The sequence below is a fragment of the Natronococcus sp. A-GB7 genome, from assembly GCF_029688865.1.
Lineage (GTDB): Archaea > Halobacteriota > Halobacteria > Halobacteriales > Natrialbaceae > Natronococcus.
On record NZ_JARUKV010000017.1, the window covers coordinates 48986 to 69766 of the forward strand.

Below are 20781 nucleotides of genomic sequence, written 5' to 3' on the forward strand. Positions count from 1 at the left end.
ACTGGCTGGCGACCGACTGGCCAACCGCACACTCCCGTTCATTCTTCTGGATAGTGGAGACGGCCGTCTGCTAAGACGTATCCGGCTTCCTCAAGCCGCTGCTGGGCGCCCCCGAGGTCATCTCCGTACTCGGTGACGTCCGGATTGTGCCAGAACTCGTTGACTTCCGCAATCGGGGAGTGGGTCACGGTCCCCATCCCGTCGAGTACGACGTCTACGATGTCCTGTTTGGGAATCGCATCCGCCAGCGCCCGCCGGAATTCTGGGTCGGTGAACGGCTCGCGTTCATTATGGTAGTTGATGTGATACCACCCAGGATCATCGACCGCACTGATATCGACGTGGTCGACGTCGTCGTCGAGACGGTTCACCGTATCCGGGCCCGGAACCCAGCCGATCATATCGATCTCCTCGTCCTCGAGGAGCCGAACGAGTCCGGAGACGTCGGCACCCGGGACCTTGATTAGCTCGTCGACTTCCGGCGGTGAGAAGTGGTCGTCGAACGCCTCGAGTCGCATCTCCTCGTCACGACGCCACTCGACGAACTCGAACGGTCCGCTCCCGACCGGTTCGGGGTTCTCCCAGTCCGCGGGTCGTTCGACATCGTCCAGCTCGTCCGGGACGTCCTCCCAGATATGCTGAGGAATGATAAACACCTGTCCCAGCGTAACGGCTTCGAACGGTGCGTACGGTTCCTCGAGCACGAACTCGACGGTCCAGTCGTCGATCGCTTCGACCGATTCGATCGGGTCGGTGACTGCCCCCAGAACCGGTGAGTGTTCGTCGAGGTACTCGAACGAAAACACGACGTCATCGATCGTGAGGTCTTCTCCGTCGTGCCACTGCTGGTCGTCACGGATCGTCACTTCGTAGGTCGTCTCGTCTACCGCCTCGATCTCCGTTGCGAGCCAGGGTTCCGGGAAACCGTCCTGATCGATCCGGGCCAATCGATCGTAAATCAGCCGCATCGTCTGCTGGTCGTGGGTTGCAGAGCCATCGTTTGGATTGAGGTTGTTGACGTCCGATGGGTACCCGAGGCGCAGAGTATCGACACCGTCGGCCGGAACGGTCTCGACAGCCGTCCAGAACGACATCAGCCCCTCACCCATCATCGTTACGACCTCGTCGAACCGCTCGGCGTGATACGGCATCGCCTGGGTCTGATTCGCGATCGGTGTTCGTGGCTGATCCTCAGCAAAGATCTCCTGGCAGCGATGGACGGCCTCCTGCCGTTCGTCCTCGTCAAGGGCTCTTCGTTGTGCTTCCGCGTACTCGTCGTACTCCTCGCTCACGTAGTTTACGTTGTTCCGTTGGCCCTCATCGGTCTGCGAGGAGTGGTGAAGGTCGTAACAAAAGACGTCGGGGTCGAGGCGCTCGGCCCGTCCGGCCCAGTTGAGCGTGAACGTGTCGAAATCCTGCCCGTCCATGGCAGTGTCGACGATCTGGTTCCACGCCATCGGGTTGACTTCCACGTCAAGTCCGAGCTCTTCCCAGTGTTCGGCAATCAGTTGTCCGAACTCGTATCGAACTGGATCGTAGTCAGCCGTTGTAACGATCAGCTCGATCGTATCGATCGGCTCTCCAGCACCCTCTGTTCCGGAATCACCCATACAGCCTGCCAGTCCGGCGATGACACCTACGCTTGCCGTCCCACCAGCTATCTGTAATACGTCACGACGGGACTTGTTATCTGCACCCATGGATATGTCTCTCTACCAATCAGATATAAATCTATTGTAACCCAAGGGACCATTTCACTATTACAACTCCAGCACCGGTCGAATAAGGGGAAAATCGAAGTTCTATATGTGGAAATAGGAATCTCGATTTGGATTTTAACTCTGATCTCCCTTGCTCGGGATCCGGTCAGTGTAAATATCGATTGATGCTGGTAAGGTTTACAGGTTCGTCTCACGGAAAGCAGGTATGACAGAGTCGGGCCCACAGTTCGAATCGTTCGACGCAATCGATGGTGAGATCCTCCAGATACTCACGGAGGATCCACGCACTCCCTACTCCGAGATCACGGACCAACTCGCAGACGCAGGGTATGAGATGAGTACCGAAGGAGTTCGGTACCGTGTTAGTAAAATCCTCGATACGACGACCGTGTTTTTTCTGCTCGATCCTCGCGAAATGACGTGGGAGATCGTCCGAATTACCGTTATCGCCGCTAATAGACCGAACGCCAAGCAAGAGGCGTTCGATCTGCTGAATGAGATGCCGTTCTGGCACGTCTCCAAGGGAATCGGAACTGCGGATGTGTTCGCCGTTGGTAGTATGCCGTCGAACAAGGACGTGGATGCTGCCGTGACGGCGATCCGCGAACACGATTGTGTCGATCGAGTTGAGTATCTGATCGTAACCGACCGTAACAGAGACATGCACAGCTATCTCAACCTCGACTACTTGGACGTAGATGACAAGTAACGCATTTATCCAAGGTATGCACAGAAGGCCGTTACGCTGAGTGATTTGGATCTGATTTTGAATAGGTCGTCCCGGTAAGAGGAATCGCGACTAGCAGAGAAGACGTCGGGTATCTCGTTCATGATCGTTTGGAAGTTGCTAAGGATGTTGCTTCGTTAAGCGTGAGAGGTGAGGCGAAACGGTTGTGTGGTGCTCTATGCCGAAAACCGAACGCCTGAGTGGGTGTGTCGACTGGACCGATTTCGGTGGTCGAGGGGCTTGCTGGTCACGTCCTAGCGCTGGACGAGGATCTCCCAAGCGTCAGTGACCCCGGTGCCGATCAGCGTCCAGCACTGGGTCTTCGGGCCCGCAACGCCGCGCAGCCGGCCGTCAAGCATCTCCAGCAGGTGGCGAGTTTGCTCTCCGGGATCTCGATCGGCATCTCGGCGGACTTGACGTGCCACTTCTGTTGCCTGACCGCCTCGAGCAGGTCGTGTTGACGTACCAGACCGACGGGTCGGGTCCTCATCTCGGCTTCCCTTTGCCGTCGTCCCTGCTCATGCTCGGCCGAACGACGTGTGTCTGTGTGGGCATTACCGACGGATCGTACCACTTGGAGGCTCACGTCGTGGTCGCTCAAACGCTAAGACCCCGCTGGCATACTGAATTACTTGTCGCTCGAGCGCCTTGCCGAGGACCCGATGCTCGGCATCGGCTTTGCGGACACCGCCGCGGAGATCGGCGCCTCGAGGGGCCCGCACAACTCCTATATTTATCCACTGCTGAACACGGGGCTCATCGCGGGTGGTCTCTATTTGGGCGCGCTCGTTTACGCACTCGGCCAGGGGATTCGCACGCGCTGGACACCCTGGACCGCGTTCGTCGTCGGGCTCACCGTCGCGATCTTCCTGTATATGGGGTTCGAATCGCTGTTCCTCGGTGGGCTCAGCCCCTCGTCGATCATGCTGGGGATCTGTCTCGGCCTCCTGCTCTACTCGCCCGCGGACGACGGTCCGGTTACGGATCTGCGCTCGAAGTTCCACGTTCGGTAGGCGCCCTGCTTCGAGCCAGTTGCCACGATCGTTGTGACTGCGGTCCTAGCGGTAAAGCCCACCCGCTCGAGTGTATCGCTGTGAGCGGGTCGCGGTCGCAGTCGCTCACCCCGGAGGGCCGCTCCGCGAGCCACGCGAGGATGGCCACGATGGGGACGCCAGGCTCGGCGACCGCGTCCACCACGACGAACTACTCAAGTGAGGTCGTGCCGAGTTCACGTGCAACGACCGACTCGCTTGCGGCTGTGTCGTGTTGACCGGGCCGTCCTCGAGTCGTTCGACCGCGCGATCACCACCCCGCCACTCGGAGCGGCCTCACAGGTTGCCGTCCTCGGAGTCGGTCAGCAGGGACTCCACGGCGAGCTGTTGAAACCCGGATTGTTCGCGACCGGAACTCATGTGTGGTGACAGATCGGCGCCACGCACCGATCCCGGGTTCACGTCGGTGGGTCGCTGGGGCTGTGTGGGGAGTCGAGGGCTGTCAGATCCGTGCCGATCACACCCCACTTCATCCGCCACCCGTGAATCTGGAGATGAGCCGCCGCTCCAACGCCGGGCTGTTTCTCATCGCGTGCGTCGCCCCGTACCATTTAATATCGAAACGGAACACTCTAATTGTATGGGTGAAATTCTGTTTCGTAATCTTCAGGGGAAGGTCATCGTCGGCACCGACGGCACGACCTTCGGAACGCTGGATACCGTCACGACCGATCCCACCGCCGGCACGCTTGATAACCTGCTGGTCCATCCGGACGACCAGCCCTCGTCAAGCGCCGCTGTGGACACAGACGGCCGGCTTCGGATTCCGACCAGTACGGTGCAGACGGTGAGCGATCAGATCATCATCGAGACCGACTCAGGGACCGATCCACACTGATCGCGGTCGGTGTCACGTACTAGGGCGTCGGCTCGCTCCTGCCGCCAGCGAATCAGCGCGAACCCCACCCGTTCGGGATGGCCGACTCCGCCCTGTCGTTTATGCGGCAGGCGCTGCGCTGCAACGCGCTGGGCTTCCAGCAGCGTCGCGACGACGACGAACTGATCGACACTGGGGCGAAGTGCGGTACCGGCCCGAGCCAGCCCGCACCTGTTGGCCACCGTCCGATTTCGCTAGACGGCGATCGACGGGGACCGATGTCTGGGACTAACTACTCGAGCTCTCGAAACCCTGCCTCGCGGTCCACCGAAACACCCCCGGAGAACGGGCTCTCCTCCACCGAACGGCGGCTCGTCTTTCCGACCGACGCTATCGTCCCTGGCGAAAGCTCTACGACACCGGAGATCGCCGACGTCCACGGGGAGAGCTCGCTCGCTCCCCAGCGAGACGCTCGAGCGCCTCGCCCAGGATCCGCTGCTCGGGATCGGCTTTGCGGACACCGCCGCGGAGATCGATGGTCCAGAGGGCCGCACAACGCCTCCAGCTCCCCCTGCTGAGCACGGGCATCATCGCCGGCAGTCTCTATCTGGGCGCGCCCGTCGACGCGCTGGGCCAGGGGATTCGCAGGCGGTGGACGCCCTGGACCGCTTCGTCGTCGGGCTCACGGTGGCGATCTTCCTGTATATGGGGTTCGAGTCGCTGTTTCTCGGCGGGCTCAGCCCCTCGTCGATCAGGCTGGGGATCTGTCTCGGCCTCCTGCTGTACTCGCCCGCGGAGGACGGGCCGGTCACCGATCTGCGATCGAAGTTCGTCATCCGGTAGTTCTTTTTGAACCAGTTGTCACGAGTGTCATGACCGCTCGAGCGGTCGACACTGAACATCGCCGGCCACAACCCTCTCTCACCGACATGGGCGGATCGTCCCACCGATGCCACCCGAACCAGGATCGCTGACTCCGAGCGACGCCCGTCGCGACGGCGGGGGTCAGCACATCCGATTCGCTCGAGTCCGCAAACGACGGCCGAACTGTGCCGATCGGGACGCTGGCCGTCCGCTCGACGGTCGCTGCGACAGGTTCGAGCCAACACATGATCGGAGATACAGTTATGACAGTCGCACCCAAAGACATGTCAGTATGTCCCAGCCGGTTCCCTCACAGTGTCCCGAATGTGGCGCCGTGGAGATCCACGTGGCGAAAGTCTCGCCAAACGACCACGACCGGGGCGAGGCGTGGGCGACGCGTGCGGCCTGTGAGGCCTGCGAGGAGTACGTCGAGTCGACTGAGTCCTGACCCTCCGAGTCCATCAGGGCCGGAAGCTGATCGCCTGTCTCACCGTCAGGTAGGCGCCCAAGAGCCGGACGAAGGTGGAGCCTCAGGCCCCTGCCCGCCGCACCCACGAGCCGAGAGAGATCAGTAGCGGGACCGACACCGAGCGCACACTCACCTCATTGTTCGGGTCCTCCGGCCGAGTTTCGCATCGCCGTGTTTCGGCGGATCCTGCCTCGCCTCGATCACACCGGGCCTGCTATTGTCCGCATCCGATGCCGATAGGCCTCGAGGACGGCGTTCGTCGATCACCGCGCTCGCAGTGCGCGACTTCGAGGAGCCTGTCCGCCTCGAGTCGGCAGCCACGAGTGGGTGTCTCGCAACCGGTCGACGTGGCGCCCCCTTCTTTCCAGTGTCCGACGGCCCCTCGCTTGCGGCGGGCACCACGCCGAGTGGAGTTCTCGTGAGTTCCCCTCGAGCGGGCGCCCTCCCGTCGCATGTCACGGGACCGAGCCCCCGAGTCGGTCCACCGCGGGCTCGAGTACCAACACGGCGTTATATACCACTTCCACACCACTTTCACACCGGCATCTCTCTCCCCCTCGAGACTGCGAACTCAAGGCCCACGACCCGAGAACGGAGTCGAGAGCTGACATCGCATACGGTCACGCCTCGCCCGTCAGCGCACGTCACGACTCGAGTCCCACGGAACTCGAGGCAACACCAACACGATCGTCGCTCGAGGCGAGCACACGGGAAGCCGCCGTGGCGCAGGGTCCGATGGGGTCCGCGGGGACGCCTCCGCCAGCCGAGACGGGGGCCGACGACTCGTCCAACTCGGGGATGAGCCACACTCGACGGTCGCGACGACCGCCTCGATCTCTCACACCGCGAGCGCCGCTGGGATGCGGACAGCCCGTTTCGAGCGCACAGGCAGCAACCGAGCCGCCGCTGGGTGGGTTCGTCCCTCGCGCTCGTTTTCGCTCACGTCGACGATGCGGGCCGCGAACCAGGCGCGGAGACGGCGTTCCTGAATCGGACGCGTGGCCGGCGCATCGTAGTTGATCGCGCGACTTTCGAGGGCCCGGTTGACCGCTTCCTACCCGCCGGCCGGTGTGGCCGCACGGAACCCCATACCGCGAGGCACTGGCGCGGACTCGATGGCGGGCCTCCTCGCCCGGCTCCACGACGACCCCCGTCACCCGGGCGGAACCTTCTTGTAATACGCTGTAGTACGTTGTATACGATGCCCTCGATCAGCGCCCGCGTACCCGACGACGACGAGGAGACCCTGGAGGAAGTCGCCGAGCTGCTGGACGAGGACAAGAGCACGGTCATCCGCAAAGCGCTCCGCGAAGGGCTTGCGGAGCTCCGGATTCGACGCGCCGTCGAGCAGTATCAGACCGGCGAGATCTCGACGAACCAGGCGGCCCGGATCGCGGGTGTGAGCGTTGCCGACTGGCTCGAAATCGCCCGTGACCGGAATCTGACGAGCCAGCTCTCGCCCGACGATCTCGCCGCCGACGTCGACAGCGCGCGCGAGCTATGACGCACATCTACGTCGATGCAACGACGCTCATTGCGCTCGGAACGGTCGGTGAACTCGACCTGCTCACGTCTCTCACTGGACCGCTTGTCGTTCTGCCCGCGATTCGAGACGAAGTCACGACCGAACCGGCCAGGACGACCCTCGAGCGACTGTGCGATCGGGACACGGTCGAGACGACGTTTCCGACGGACGCAAGCGATGACGAGCAGGCCCAAGCGATCCTGGATGAGCCCGCAGTGAACGGCGACGTCCGCCTGATCGCGGCGGTGCTTGCTCACACCGACGCGGACGAGCCGGTCGCGGTCGTCTCCGATGATCGTCGCGTGCGAACCGTCGCCCGTGGCCTCGGGGCAACGGTGACCGGCACGATTGGCGTGCTCGTCAGGGCGGTTGAGGAGGGTCTGTCCGAAGATGACGCGAAGACGATCGTTCGTCGGCTCGACGACCACGGCCTGCACATGACCGCCGAACTGCGAGCGACGGCGATCGACCTCATCGAATCTGCCGCCGAGTGACGATGCAGCGGCGTTAGACACCAGCGCGCTGGCTGACTTCCTCGTCGCTATCGGACGGCAGAACACGACCTCGTCGCCTCTCGCGCTCTGGACCCGGCTATCGAGCCGGAGGTCGACCTCCAATAATTCGTTGCTGACGAGCCAGACCGACAGCGAGATCCCGCGTCGGAGCTTTCCCTCGCCGCGCAGCAGTCGGTAGAAAAAGTCGCTGGGGTCGTCGTTCGAATCGTGGGCGAAAGAGAAACGTCGTCGGGGGCCGGGTCCGATCCGTTCAGATTCGAGACTAGCGTCGGATCACGCCCCCGTGCGGGTAGGACCCCCAGGTCTCTTTACTCCTCACTGTTTGCCCCCAGCCACGTCGACTCGTTCGCGGAGCGTTTTACGATGTCGCGCGCCCACTGTGGCTCGAGCGTGACCGACCCCTTCTCGAGCACGACGGACGGGATCGGAAAGCCCGACGAACAACCGCCAACCGTTTTGGCTCCCGGTTTGCTGTCGCTCGAGAAATCGGCAGAGGTCGGAGAGACCCGCGATCACGGCCTCCAGAGCGAAGCCCACATGCGGATCCGCATATCGGTATGAACGGATTCGTTTCCGGCGGGAAAACCCTCGAATCGGTCGACTCCACTGATCGGAGACGGTAGAGAGAACCCGCGCCTCCAACCGGGCCCCGAAACTGGCGCCAGACTGCGACGCGTCGTACGGGCAGACTCTCAAACCCCGTTCACTCCTCGTTGTTTTCATCCGTAGATGTCGACTTGTCGATATAGGGGTCGATATTATCACGCACCCACTGTGGCTCGAACGTCGTCTTGATCTGCTTGACCCGGCCCTCCCGGCCTCGAGAGTCGATCCAGGTCTCGACTAACCCCATCGTCTCGAGGTCGGTCACCACGCCTCGAACGGCACGCTCCCCGAGATCGAGGTTATCGGAAAACGTCTGGCTTTGGAGAAACACGTTGACGTCGGCCGTCGTTACGGGCTGTTTGATCGATGTTTCTTCAGCCCACGTGAGAGCATCCGTCTTCTCTTCATCAAACCCGGTAACGGCCATCAGCACCAGAAAATGATTAATTGGCAGATCGAGCAGTTTCGAGACGGTCGCCTCGCGGTCGGTCTCCTCAAGGTTCGCGTCGACACACTCCCGCGTAACCTGGTCGAGGTCCCGTTCGCTCGCGGTCTCGCCGGCTTGACGAAACAGCGTCAGTGCTTTCCTGGCGTCTCCCCAGCGCTGGGCTGCCTTCGCTATGCCGTACGCACAGACGTCGTTGGAGATCGCTCCCGGCCGAAAGGCCCGCTCGAGCCTCGGCTCGAGAATCGTAGCCAGTTCATCCGACCCATACGGTGGGAAAAAGACCGCCTCGTCACTCATCGCGCTCTCGACACGGCTGTCCAAGCGCAGATCGACCTCGACTAGCTCGTTGCTCACCAACCAAACGGAGAGATTAATCCCCCGTTTGAGCTTCCCCTCGCCGCGCAGCAGTCGGTAGAAAAAGTCGCTGGGCTCGTAGTTCGAGTCGTGCTGGACGTGATCGATCTCGTCCAGAATCAGGACCGTCCACTCCGGATACCCCTCGAGGGCATCCCAGATTCCCTCGAACACGCCGTCCAACCCTTCGTAGGCGCCTTTCTTTTCGCCGGTGAGTTCGAACAGGATCTCGTTGGCGGCGCTAAACAGCGTTCGACACTCCTTCAGATTCACGTACTCGACGGCAACCGCGTCGGTTCGACTGGCGAACTCTTGACAGACCCGCCGCGTCGACAGCGTCTTGCCGGTGCCGGGCGGGCCGTGGATCGTCACCGTCGGCGGTAAATACCCCTCATGGACGCCGGCGAGCAGCGACGCCAGCTCGCGTTCCTGGGCGTCGCGGGCGTGGATCTCGTCGGGTTCGGCGAGGGGATCGAGCGCGCCCTTCTCACGAAAGAGGCTCTCGTCGGCTGTCACCTCGTCGAAGAGCTCATCATACTTGCCCATCGGGTGTCCGTGCTCGTACTAACTGTGTAACCACAATGAACGTATCGCCCGCACGACGGTTGATATGAGCCTACCGCAGTGCTGGGAGCTGCGGGCAGTGGCAGATGTTCGTTCTCACTGGCAACTCGAGCTAAGTGGCCGTTCGTACTGCGTGTTGGAACTGATACACTCAAGACAGGGAACGATCTAGTTACGCTCTTGTGCCGTCGAAGGGCATTTGAGCGACTGGAGAGCAACTAGTGCTGAACTGTATGATCAGTACGCGTCAAGGGGATCGTGCTGACGCAGCCGAATTTCCGCCGCTCGTCCTCATCTCTGGTCCATCTCTTCGAGAAGGGCGCCCATTCGATCCTGTTCGGGCGTGAAATCGACTTCGGGGGTGAGTTCCTCCTCGCGGTTGAGCGTCCGCGTGAGTTCCTTTCGGATCCGAAGCTCGAGGTCCAGCGCCTCGGCCTCCCGGGCCTCCCCCGCCATCTGCTGTAACCGGTGGCGGTTCTCCTGGAGTGCGAGCAAGGCCGACGCCTCGTGGACCTCCCGCGCCCGATAGAGCTTCGGCAGCCACTCCTCTATCGTCGTGAGGTCGTTACGAATCGTGTCTTCGGTCACCTCGTACTCGTCGGCCAGTTCGGTGCTGACTTCTGAGTAGGTGTCTCCCTCGAGGATGTAGCGTTTCCAGAGCGTATGCCGTCGAACGCGGAGTTCCGAGTGCATGTGATCTCACCGTGGGACTCGCCGTTGGCTCCCTCTGTTGTGGCCCCACGGCCGACGGGAGCGGGCCACGATCCTGTTGGCGAGCCACCACGACGCGCTACACCAATCACACAGAAAAAGCTTCCATCGAATCGGTAGCTCCGTCGTACAGTCACCTGCCGTGAGTGACCGCCCGCTCGAACCGCTGTGGAGAACGGCGGCTGGGGAATCGCTTCGAGCCGAACCGGAGCCGGGCACCGGCTCCCATCCGAGACGACACCATCGTTCATACCGGGGGATGGCCGGCCCAGTACCTCCAGTACTCGAGCGTAGAAGCCGACATGGCTGGTCGATTCGCAGCAGCGATCGCTGTGGCCGGAACGGTGGTCTCCCGATGGGACGGCAGTGGCGTCGCTTCTCGGGCCGCTCAAACGGGCGGTCGACTGGTACCGACAGCACTGCTCAGCCGACGGTGCTCTCTCTTGTCCCACCATGGGGGAGCACTGAACAGACTCGAGTCAGTTTTCGAGTTCGCTCACGTCGAGTTCACCCTCGAGGTAGGCGATTCCCAGATCGGTCACACGATAGTAGCCGCGTTTCGCATCGGTTTTTTCGAGCAGCCCAGCCTCAGCGAGGACGTTCATTCGCCGCGAAATCGTGTTCTGGCTCCGATCCAACACAGCCAACTCTTCAACCAAATTATACCAGACTGCGGTCGGCGGGAGCGAGATCCGGTGGCCCGTGCTCGTCTCGAGTTCCTGTAGGTACTCCAGAATTGCATCGTCAGCCTCGTTCATCCACGAGACACGGGCTCGCATACTCCGGATCTCTCTCGTCCGGCGATTAACTGCACCGACTCGATCCGAACCTGAGCTATCTGGCCCAGCAATGAGCCATACAATCCAGAGTACTAAGTGGGTAGACGAGAACTCTCCTGTAAGGGACGCTATACGCGGATCCAACGCTCGCGCGTTTTGGAAGATAGCGGATCGGTGCTGGAGACACCGAGTCCGCGAGAAGCTCCCGTATCCACCTACGGAAGCATGAGTACGGACGATTCACGGGGTAATCAAACTCCCGACCGACAGCACGCAGCGACCGACCAGCCAACCCTCGAGACGGTCCTCGCGGAACTCCGCGAGCTTCGAGCGGACAACGACCGCCTCGCCGATCGTGTGACCGAACTCGAGGAGCACGTCGACGACCTCGAGACCGAACGCGATCGACTGACCGAGCGCCTCGAGCGCCACGAGTCCACGCTCAACGAACAGCAGTCGACCCTCGAGACACACGACTTAACCCTCGAGCGACTGGAGACGACCACCGACGAACTCGAGACGACCACCGACAACGTCAAAGCCCTCACCGAAGCCACCAGAAACCGCACGGGTGCGAACAAAACTCGAATCGAGGAGCTCCAGGCACGCGAACTCGAGAAGGGTGCCCATCTTCGTGACTCGAACGTCGACGAACACGACCTCGACCTCGAGGACGACTACCTCGAGCGACTCACCAAATCCGACGGTCACGCCTACTTTCGACTTCCTGATTCGGACGACCCCCTCGATCGGACCGACACCACACTTGCCCACGGCGATCTCCTCCCGATTCAACAACTTGCCCGATTGGACGAGGACATGCGTCGATCGACCACCAACTCACTCCCCACGCGACTCGCCGCGAAGCTCTGGACGGCTCGGACCGACTCGACCGTCGGCGACGATCCCTGGGAGACGGGCTGCAAGACCGTCCGCGAGTACGTCACCGCCGGCGACCTGAAACACTGGATCCGGCGCCAGGAGGACGGCGTCAGCGACAGCTACGCCAAGAAATTGGTCTCGCGGACGATCGACGCCGTGCTCGAGCTCTCGAAGCACCGCCTCGCGGTCCACCGGAAGAGCCAGCGCAAGAACGGGCTCTCATACACCGAACGGCGGGTGGTCCTGCCAACCGACGCCGACATCCCAGGCGAAAGCACCGCCACACCGGAGACAGCCGACGTCCACGGAGGGAGCTAGCCGCGCCTCGAGCACACACACTCGACGCCCGACGACCACGCTTGAGCGAGCACGCACACGCTCAGGACATCACACTCCCACACCGAACGCCGTTCGTACGACGGGACGAGTAGCCGAGGGACCGTCCTCGATCGGTCGTCGTCGGTCCACACTCGAGACGTTCCCCACACGGTCGTCCGAGGACACCAGCTGTCACCGGACGAGCTCCCCCACACGCGTTGCAGTCGACTCGCGGCTCCGCGTGCGGCTCAACTCGAGGCGCCGTTCCGGGCTAACTCATGATGTCGGCGTCCAGTCTTGGCGACCCGTCTCGAGACACCCGACCGTCGTCCGAGAACGTCGGCCCGGTCATCGATCTGTGATCGAGGTGCCACGTTCCGGGGCCGGGACGACCAGCCGCGAGCATGGCGATTCCGCACTCGCACGTAGGAACGGAACCGACGCTCCCGGCGCCGATCGCGTTCGCTACGCGAAACGAGAGTGAGCGGTTCAGGACCGGAGATACACGACGAGTGAGTCGACTGACCTGGTGACGAGAGAGCGTTCGAGTCGTCCTTGCCAGTGACTGACGTCCTCGCTGCTCAGCGACTGCACTCCCCAGGGAATGATGTGACTGTCCTCGGGCGTCCCGCCACGAATCCAGTCGTCTTGTTCAATGTCGAGAAGACCATCCATCCACGTTCGAGTCGTCAGTGAGAGTGCAATATACTGGTCACCGTGGAACGGACGGCCGTCGTGGTTCGAGATGATGAGCCACGGACGCGCTGTGTCATCGCTTTTGTACGGATCGACGCCGTACACGACGTCGCCCGGGACGTAAATCGGGGTCTCCTGCTCGGTTACGTCTCATCATCCGTGAGACTCGGATGTGGCTCGTCGGGTGCATGCTCCCGCCACGCCTCGCGGTTCTCCTCGCCGAACTGCTCGTTGAACAGCGCTGTCGCGCGAGCGTATCCGTCGTGATCCGCGAGTCGCTGCTCGTCGGTCGTAATCGCCCAGTACTGTCCCTTGTGCTCGACGAGATTACGACGCTTCAGACGGGAGAGGGCAGTGCTCACGACACCGTCGTCCAGTTCGGTTCGGCGCGCGATTTCGGACGCCTTGAACGCCCGCTCATCGTTCGCGGCGAGAAAGCCGAGGACGTGGTCGGTGCTCGAGAGTTCCTGGAGTTCGTCCTCGCTCGATCGCTCGAACGTCTCCCTATCGATCGACATACCTGCAGATAGTGTACGAGCCGTTATACATGTTACTGCTGAAAGTACTGTTACTGCGGAACGGAGCAGGTAATCGCCGACACGAGTTTCGTTCTCGACGGCAGCAACGTCTCCCGCGAACTCGAGAAGGGTGCCCACTGCCGCGAGGCCAACGTCGACGAACACGAACTCGACGCCGACTACCTCGAGCGCCTCACCAAATCCGGCGGCCACACCTACTACCGACTTCCGGATGCGGACGATCCACTCGACCGCACCAATACAAAACTCGCGCATGGCGACTTGCTCCCGATCCAGCAACTCGCTCGCCTCGGCGAGGACATGCGTCGCTCAACCACGAACGCCCTTCCCACGCGACTCGCCGCGAAGCTCTGGAAGGCCCACACCGACTCGACGGTCGGCGACAATCCCCGGGAGCCGGGCTGTAAGAACGTCCGCGAGTACGTTACCGCCGGCGACCTGAAACACTGGACCCGTCGCCAGGAAGACGGCATCAGCGACGCCTATGCGAAAAAGCTCGTCTCGCGGACGATCGACGCCCTCCTCGAGCTCTCGAAGAACCGCCTGGCGGTCCACCGGAAGATCCAGCGCAAGAACGGCCTCTCCTATATGGAACGACGAGTCGTCCCGGCCGACGCCGACATCCCGGGTGAAAGCGCGACGAACAACAGCACACCGGAGACAGCCGACGTCCACGGCGAGCACTAGTCCCCTCTCCGACGAGCACGCTCGAGCAAGCACGCACACGCTCAACGCCCACCCTACACCCACCGAACCCAGCGAGCACGCACGGATGAGTAGCACTCGAGATCCAGATCACGAAACTCCCGCCGGACGACCACGACCGGGGTGAGGACTGGGCAACGCGTGTCACATGCGAGGCCTGTGAGGAGTACGTCGAGTGGTTCGGTTGAGACACAGTCGCTGCTGTCGACTCACTGAACGGCTATACACAGACCGAGGCGTTCGATGCCCCAATGCCCGTTTGAGGCGGAACTCGGCAGTCCACCCGCGCAGACGGTGTGCGCTCGATCCGACCGTCCAAACGGCAATTGTCCTCGAGACACACGTCACCGATGCGGTCTCTGTTCGCCCGAGTAGCGCTGGAGACGCGAACCGTGCAGACAGCGACGTCGAACGTATCGAAACCAAGGGCGCCAACCAGAGAGCGACCGCGATCGGTTCGGGTTCACGGTCGCCAAGGGGTAACCAATGATCGGCCGGCTTGACACCCGTCGTTGGGTAAGGGCACGAGCACCGATCAGACTCTGCTGTCCGGGTCAGTCTCGAACCTGCAGCGAATACCAGCCGGACCGAAAATACACGTTTATATAATACGGTTCGTCTTCTCAGAACGTCGGAAGGAGCAGGACGGAGTACCAGAGTCTTCCGTGACACACCACTCCGGTCTATCGATCTGTCGGCCCTTCTCCTTCTGACAATTTCTAGTAAACTCGCGTACTGATGTAGACAGAATGACCGTATCACCCAAGAGGCCTCGAGAACCAGTGAAAGACCACTGCGGTAGCGTTCCGGAACACAGTGCGTGGAAGATGCGGGCAGGCCCACGCGTTCACTACCGTCGGCGGTTGGCCCCGATGGGCCACTCGTACTGCGTGCGTTGACTGCACGATTTCAGACCAGTCGAAACCCAGCCCCAGTGTAGAGGGTTATATTAAATATGATTATTCACAAATTCCGCAATACCGCTCGCGAGCAGTGTGGGCCTCGAGAGGAGAGAGCTCTCCTCGCGTAAGCCCCACTGACGGGAGCCACAGAGAGGACAGTTCGTCTGCTCTCCTATCGATTGTGTACGCAGATGCCTAGAGGATACAGATCACAACTGGCCTAGCGCGTCTCCGGTGACGACACTGAAGTGCATCCCGAACAGGTGTCCGGTCGTCATATCCGCTCGAATTTCGAGCGCGTAAGGGCTCAGTATGCGCCATTCCTCAGAGAATGAACCTGATCCACTGATCGTCGGCGATACGAGAACTGCGCTCGCGGCGAACTCCCCTCTCGAGTAGTCTCCTGGGTAGATTCGAGCAAACACCCTGGGCCCGGCTCAGCGGCTCCTCATGGGACAAGGACACTCGGCTTTCCAGTTGTTGCTTCCGCGTTGCTTCCAGCGGAACTACGTGTCTTCATTTAATCTATGGCGAGAGATTTCGGGATCTAGAGCCCATACGCTCGGACAGCCGGCCTGGCCCTCCAGAAAGAAATTATCATATGCGTGGAGAGACCAGCACACTCATAAGAACGCCATCGACACGTTCGAGTATGTCCATTGATCGGCCGACCGCCCAGACGATTCTGATCACGGGTGGCGCCGGCTTCATCGGCAGCCATCTCGCAAGCGCACTCGTCGACGACAACGAGGTGCGGATCCTCGACAACCTGAGCTCGGGCAAACGAGCGAACGTCCCCGAGGCCGCAACCCTCATCGAGGGCGACCTTCGGGATGCAGCCACGCTCGAGCGAGCCACGGCGGACGTCGATCTCATCTTCCACGAGGCAGCCCTCGTCAGCGTCCAGGGCTCGGTCGAAGCGCCGCTGACGAGCCACTCGATCAACGCGACGGCGACCCTCGAGGTGCTCGAGGCTGCTCGTCGAGAGGACGCCCGGGTTGTGCTCGCCTCGAGTGCGGCGATCTACGGCCACCCCGAGGAGGTCCCAATTGCCGAGGCCGACCCGAAGACGCCGGCCTCACCCTACGGCATCGACAAGCTCGCAATCGATCACTACGCCCGTCGATACAACGAACTCTACGGGCTCGAGACCGTCGCACTGCGCTACTTCAACGCCTACGGACCAGGCCAGACTGCTGGCGACTACAGCGGCGTGATCAGTATCTTCTGCGATCAGGCGATCGACGACGAGCCAATCACAGTTCACGGAGACGGCGACCAGACGCGGGACTTCGTCTTCATCGACGACATCGTCCAAGCCAACCTGAAAGCGGCCACCACCGAACAGGTCGGCACCGCCTACAACGTCGGCACTGGGACGAGCGTCACCGTTCAGGAGCTGGCCGAGACGATCGTCGACGTGACTGAGTCGAACTCCGAGATCACGCATACGGAGGGCCGAGACGGAGACATTCGTCACAGCCAGGCCGATATCTCCGTAATCCGATCCGAGCTTGGGTACGAACCGACCGTCTCGCTTCGCGAGGGACTCAAGCAGACGGTCGAGTGGTACCGACAGCACTAATCCGCCGGCAGTACCAGTTTCCCGGTCGTTTTACCATGGAACTGAATGGGGTAGCGTGCTCGAGAACTGTCACGGGAAACTACCAGCTACCGGACGACCACAGCTCTTCCGACGAGTCCCACAAGAGCGCCGCTCTCGTGAGGATACCCGAGGAATCCCAGTTCTCCTGTCTCGAGCTGGGCCTCGGTCGACGACCATCCTGTGGAACGTACCAGTTCAGGATCCAGAAACACGGTCGATCGGGATCCGCGGCCTGCTTCCCTATCGGCCTCGGATGCATGGTCGAAAGCAGTGGTAGACTCGACTTGTCAGCGATCGACCCCAAAAACCGTCACTATTATATAATATATGTGTGCATGAATATCATACTCTTTAACGATGACAACACGACGTCGGTTTCTTACGACAGGCTCAGGGACCGTACTCGCCGGACTGGTCGGTGGGACATCGACGACGCTGGCCCAAGAGGGCGAGTGGTCGAGCGCCGACTCCACGACCGAGGAGACGATCAACGACGTCGTGCAATCAAGCCAGGGGCCGTACGCGGTCGGCGACGGTGGGGTCGTCCTCACCCGTCGAGCCGACGACTGGGAGGCGGTCCTCGAGCGCGGGCCGACAACCGAATCGAACCCGCTGCTGGGTGCGGGGGTCACCGACGACGGCGACCACGTCTGGTTTGCCGGCGGCAGCGGCGTCGTCGCCCGCTACGACGCTGTCGATGAAGAGCTGACCGACCACTCTGCGCCCGACGAGATGACGAGCACCTGGGAAGCCGTCGCCGTTTCGGGCGACGCCGGTAGCGAGACGGTCCACCTGATCAACGGCTCCGGCGAGTACCTGCACGGCCAGCTGACCGACGAGGGCGGCGTCGAGTGGGGTGAGGTTGTCGAACCCGGCGGAGGATCGAGCGCACTGGGGATCGATTTCGTCGACGACGAGACCGGCTACGTCGCCGATACGACGAGCCAGGTCTACGAGACCACCGACGGCGGCGAGAGCTGGGAAACCATCGGGATCGACGGTGCGAGCGAGAGTCTGCAGGACCTCTCGGCTGTCGCGCCCGATGAGATCGCGGTCGCAGCCGAAGACGGGCTCATCTACCAGTACGACGGAGCCGGCTGGACGGCGGCCGACGTCGGCGAAGCGACCGTCCAAACCGTCGCTCGCGAGAGCGATGACGGGCTGGCGGCGGGCGCCGGCGGTGCCGTCTACGAGTACGACGACGGCGACTGGACCGACCTCGAGACACCGACCGAGAGCACGCTCCTGGGAGTGGCACTCGGGACCGAGGACGTTCCCGATACGGCCGCCGGCGAGGGTGGCGTCATCGTCGAACGCGGCGAGTATAGCCTCGAGGACGACCCCGAGCCGACGGCCGGCGAGTGGGAGACGATCGAGACGCCCGTCGAGACGGCGCTTACGGGCACCACACAGACGAGCCGTGGCCCCTACACCGTCAGCGAGGACGGGGTCGTCCTCACCCGGCGGGCCGACGGCTGGGAGACGGTCATCGAGCGGTTCCCAGCCACCGAGCCCGAATCGCTCACTGACGTGGCCGCAAGCGACGACGGCGACCACATCTGGTTCGTCGGCGGGAGCGGCGTCGTCGGCCGCTACGATGTCTCCGACTACCAGCTCACCGACCACTCGGCACCCGAAGTCGAGGAGGAGGACGGGAGTACGAGCCAGAAGACAAGCACCTGGGAAGGGGTTGCGGTCACCGGCGACGCCGGCACCGAGACCGTCCACCTGATCAACGGCTCCGGCGAGTACCTACACGGCCAGCTGACCGACGAGGGCGGCGTCGACTGGGACCAGGTGATCGAACCCGGTGGGGGATCGAGCGCGCTGGGCATCGATTTCGTCGACGACGAAACCGGCTACATCGCCGATACGACGAGCCAAGTCTACGAAACCACCGACGGTGGCGAGAGCTGGGAGACGATCGGCGTCGACGGCGGCTCTGCGGCATACAACGATGTCGTTGCCCGCTCCTCCGAGGAGATCTACGTCGCGACGGGTGACGGAACCGTCCTCCGGTACAACGGCGCCGTCTGGACCACGCGCTGGGCCGGCGGTAACGAACTGCTCGGTGCCGATGCCACCGATGATGAGGCCGCGCTATCGGGTGCCGAAGGGACGATCTACGAACGCACCGATCGGAGCTGGCAGGCCGCCGACACTGACGCCGACGGGAGCCTTCAGGACGTCGGGCTCGACGAGAGCGGTGACTACCCCCATACCGCCGTCGGGGCTGGGGGGCTCGCCCTCGAAGCGGGCGCGTACGACGCCGATCCGGTCGACGACGATGAGGAGCCAGCCGACTGGGAGGCCGCCGACTCGCCGGTCGAGGCGATCCTCTACGACGTCGTCGTCGCCGAAAACGGGTACGCGGTCGGCGAGGGAGGATACGTGCTGGAACGCGAGGACGGCGAGTGGGCCGTCGTCGTTGAGGACGGCCCCGGTGAGGAAGAAAACGGGCTGAACGCCGTCGATGCGACCGACCTTGGGAGTTCGGTCTGGTTCGCCGGCGACAGCGGTGCGGTCGGTGAGTACGACGCTATCGAGGGTGAGCTGACCGACCACTCCCAGCCGGAGGAGATGACGAGCACCTGGGAAGCGATTGCCGTCACCGGCGAGGCCGGCAGCGAGACGGTCCATCTCGTCAACGGCTCCGGCGAGTACGTACACGGCTCGACACAGGCCGACGGCAGCGTCGAGTGGAGCGAGGTCGTCGAGCCCGGCGGGGGCTCGAGTGCACTGGGAATCGACTTCGTCGACGCGGAGACCGGCTACGTCGTCGACACGACCAGCCAGATCTATGAGACCACCGACGGCGGCGAGAGTTGGGAGACGATCGGCGTCGACAACGGGACGGCCGCCTACACCGCGGTCACCGCCCGAAGCGCCGAGGAGATCTACGTCTCGGCTGACAGTGGCGTCGTCCTTCGGTACAACGGCGCCGTCTGGACCACACACTGGGCCGGCGGCAACGAACTGAACGCCGTTGACGCCAATGACGACGACATCGCCGTGGCTGGGGCCGAGGGCACGATCGTCGAGCGGACGACCCGGCGATGGGCGACCGCGGAAACGCCAACCGAGGCGACGATTCACGGGATCGCGCTCAACGGAACCACGCCGAACCCGGGACTGGTCGTCGGCAACCCTGGGACGATCTTCGAGCGTGTCGAAGACGACGATGATCCCGAAGAGGAGGAACCAGAAGAGGAAGACCCAGAAGAAGACGACCCCGAAGAGGAGGAACCAGAAGAGGAAGACCCAGAAGAAGACGACCCCGAAGAGGAGGAACCAGAAGAGGAAGACCCAGAAGAAGACGAACCTGAGGAGGACGAGCCCGAAGACGACGATCCTGAGGAGGACGAGCCCGAAGACGAAGACCCCGACGAGGAAGACGAAGAACCCGAAGAAAGGGACGAAACAGAGGACGATGAAGAGGCGGATCCAGATGAGGGCGGTCCGGAAGAAGACGACCCAGAAGAGGACGGTCCCGAAGAGGACGATCCTGAGGAGGCGGATCCAGACGAGGACAGTGATGTAGATGATCCCGATGAGGACGATGTCGACGATCAGGACGAGGAGGACGTCAGCGAGGACGATGCTGACGAGGATCCTGAGGTCGACGACGAACCTGACGACGAGGAGTCTGATGTCGACGATCCGGCGGCGACGACCAGCCTGAGCGCAACTGATGTCGCTGCCGATGGCAGTGGCCAGTACACCGTCGCGAACGACGGCGACGCGACGGCCACGGCGACGGTCGTCGTCGACAACGAGGTCCGCCAGAAAGTGACCCTCGGAGCCGGGAAACGTGCCTCGGTTACGCTCGAGGGAACCGACGGCTCGGCCGTCCTGCTGTGTATCGATGGCCAGGAAGTCGATCGCATCTACCCTAAGAACTGCTGAGCGCAATCCTCTGTTTGACGCCTGTCGTCATTGACGCCCCCAAATTCCGCGAATTCGCGTTTACGGAGCGTGACC

18 protein-coding genes and 2 pseudogenes are annotated in these 20781 nt (G+C 62.4%); 13 read left to right on the forward strand and 7 right to left on the reverse strand.

Going from position 1 to position 20781, the window contains the following annotated elements:
- Positions 1-38: 38 nt before the first annotated feature.
- The gene (locus QA609_RS15635) at positions 39-1700 is read right to left on the reverse strand and encodes an ABC transporter substrate-binding protein (protein WP_278303536.1); all 1662 of its coding nucleotides are present in this window, start codon (positions 1698-1700) and stop codon (positions 39-41) included.
- A gap of 226 nt (positions 1701-1926) precedes the next feature.
- Between QA609_RS15635 and QA609_RS15640 the strand changes: the two genes are divergently transcribed.
- Entirely contained in the window at positions 1927-2430 is a 504-nt protein-coding gene (locus QA609_RS15640) for an Lrp/AsnC family transcriptional regulator (protein ID WP_278303537.1), read from the forward strand.
- Between the two features lie 272 nt (positions 2431-2702).
- Here the strand turns inward: QA609_RS15640 and QA609_RS15645 are convergent, their stop codons facing one another.
- Positions 2703-2873: a hypothetical protein gene (locus QA609_RS15645; RefSeq protein ID WP_278303538.1), complete on the reverse strand. Its 171-nt coding sequence runs from the start codon at positions 2871-2873 to the stop codon at positions 2703-2705.
- 207 nt (positions 2874-3080) lie between these two features.
- Here QA609_RS15645 and QA609_RS15650 point away from each other — a divergent pair, with 207 nt between their 5' ends.
- The 7 genes from QA609_RS15650 to QA609_RS15680 all read left to right on the forward strand — a co-directional run bounded on the left by QA609_RS15650 (position 3081) and on the right by QA609_RS15680 (position 7669).
- Entirely contained in the window at positions 3081-3461 is a 381-nt protein-coding gene (locus tag QA609_RS15650; protein ID WP_278303539.1) for a hypothetical protein, read from the forward strand.
- 219 nt (positions 3462-3680) lie between these two features.
- A complete protein-coding gene (locus QA609_RS15655) occupies positions 3681-3869 on the forward strand; it encodes a hypothetical protein (protein WP_278303540.1) in 189 nt (62 codons plus the stop codon).
- 211 nt (positions 3870-4080) lie between these two features.
- Positions 4081-4338, forward strand: a complete 258-nt coding sequence (locus tag QA609_RS15660; protein WP_278303541.1) for a PRC-barrel domain-containing protein — start codon at positions 4081-4083, stop codon at positions 4336-4338.
- Between the two features lie 630 nt (positions 4339-4968).
- Positions 4969-5160 (forward strand): hypothetical protein, encoded by a 192-nt coding sequence (locus QA609_RS15665; protein ID WP_278303542.1) that lies wholly within the window; start codon positions 4969-4971, stop codon positions 5158-5160.
- 313 nt (positions 5161-5473) lie between these two features.
- Positions 5474-5629: a hypothetical protein gene (locus QA609_RS15670; protein WP_278303543.1), complete on the forward strand. Its 156-nt coding sequence runs from the start codon at positions 5474-5476 to the stop codon at positions 5627-5629.
- Between the two features lie 1222 nt (positions 5630-6851).
- Positions 6852-7154: a UPF0175 family protein gene (locus QA609_RS15675; RefSeq protein ID WP_278303544.1), complete on the forward strand. Its 303-nt coding sequence runs from the start codon at positions 6852-6854 to the stop codon at positions 7152-7154.
- Complete coding sequence (locus tag QA609_RS15680; RefSeq protein WP_278303545.1) at positions 7151-7669, forward strand: DUF3368 domain-containing protein; 519 nt, start codon at positions 7151-7153, stop codon at positions 7667-7669. Before QA609_RS15675 ends, QA609_RS15680 begins: the two co-directional genes overlap by 4 nt.
- 60 nt (positions 7670-7729) lie before the next feature.
- On the opposite strand, the pseudogene QA609_RS15685 reads toward QA609_RS15680, so the two are convergent.
- Positions 7730-7900 (reverse strand): annotated as a pseudogene (locus QA609_RS15685) (cell division protein); the annotation flags it as partial.
- Positions 7901-8053: 153 nt separating this feature from the next.
- On the opposite strand from QA609_RS15685, the gene QA609_RS15690 reads away from it, so the two are divergent.
- Entirely contained in the window at positions 8054-8251 is a 198-nt protein-coding gene (locus QA609_RS15690) for a hypothetical protein (RefSeq protein ID WP_278303546.1), read from the forward strand.
- 142 nt (positions 8252-8393) lie between these two features.
- Here the strand turns inward: QA609_RS15690 and QA609_RS15695 are convergent, their stop codons facing one another.
- From QA609_RS15695 to QA609_RS15705, 3 genes are all read right to left on the reverse strand, one after another.
- Positions 8394-9644 carry an AAA family ATPase gene (locus tag QA609_RS15695; RefSeq protein WP_278303547.1) on the reverse strand — a complete coding sequence of 417 codons (1251 nt, stop codon included), beginning with the start codon at positions 9642-9644 and terminating at the stop codon, positions 8394-8396.
- A 309-nt stretch (positions 9645-9953) separates the two neighbouring features.
- A complete protein-coding gene (locus QA609_RS15700) occupies positions 9954-10355 on the reverse strand; it encodes an HTH domain-containing protein (protein WP_278303548.1) in 402 nt (133 codons plus the stop codon).
- A gap of 497 nt (positions 10356-10852) precedes the next feature.
- Entirely contained in the window at positions 10853-11152 is a 300-nt protein-coding gene (locus QA609_RS15705) for a helix-turn-helix domain-containing protein (protein WP_278303549.1), read from the reverse strand.
- Between the two features lie 225 nt (positions 11153-11377).
- On the opposite strand from QA609_RS15705, the gene QA609_RS15710 reads away from it, so the two are divergent.
- On the forward strand, positions 11378-12352 hold the full coding sequence (locus QA609_RS15710) for a hypothetical protein (protein ID WP_278303550.1): 975 nt from the start codon (positions 11378-11380) through the stop codon (positions 12350-12352).
- Between the two features lie 839 nt (positions 12353-13191).
- Here QA609_RS15710 and QA609_RS15720 read toward each other — a convergent pair.
- Entirely contained in the window at positions 13192-13566 is a 375-nt protein-coding gene (locus QA609_RS15720; RefSeq protein WP_278303551.1) for a helix-turn-helix domain-containing protein, read from the reverse strand.
- 111 nt (positions 13567-13677) lie between these two features.
- Here QA609_RS15720 and QA609_RS15725 point away from each other — a divergent pair.
- From QA609_RS15725 to QA609_RS15735, 3 genes and pseudogenes are all read left to right on the forward strand, one after another.
- Positions 13678-14274 (forward strand): annotated as a pseudogene (locus tag QA609_RS15725) (hypothetical protein); the annotation flags it as partial.
- A gap of 1572 nt (positions 14275-15846) precedes the next feature.
- On the forward strand, positions 15847-16779 hold the full coding sequence (locus QA609_RS15730; protein ID WP_278303552.1) for an NAD-dependent epimerase/dehydratase family protein: 933 nt from the start codon (positions 15847-15849) through the stop codon (positions 16777-16779).
- 378 nt (positions 16780-17157) lie between these two features.
- A complete protein-coding gene (locus tag QA609_RS15735) occupies positions 17158-20706 on the forward strand; it encodes a YCF48-related protein (protein ID WP_278303553.1) in 3549 nt (1182 codons plus the stop codon).
- The last annotated feature ends 75 nt before the right edge of the window (positions 20707-20781 follow it).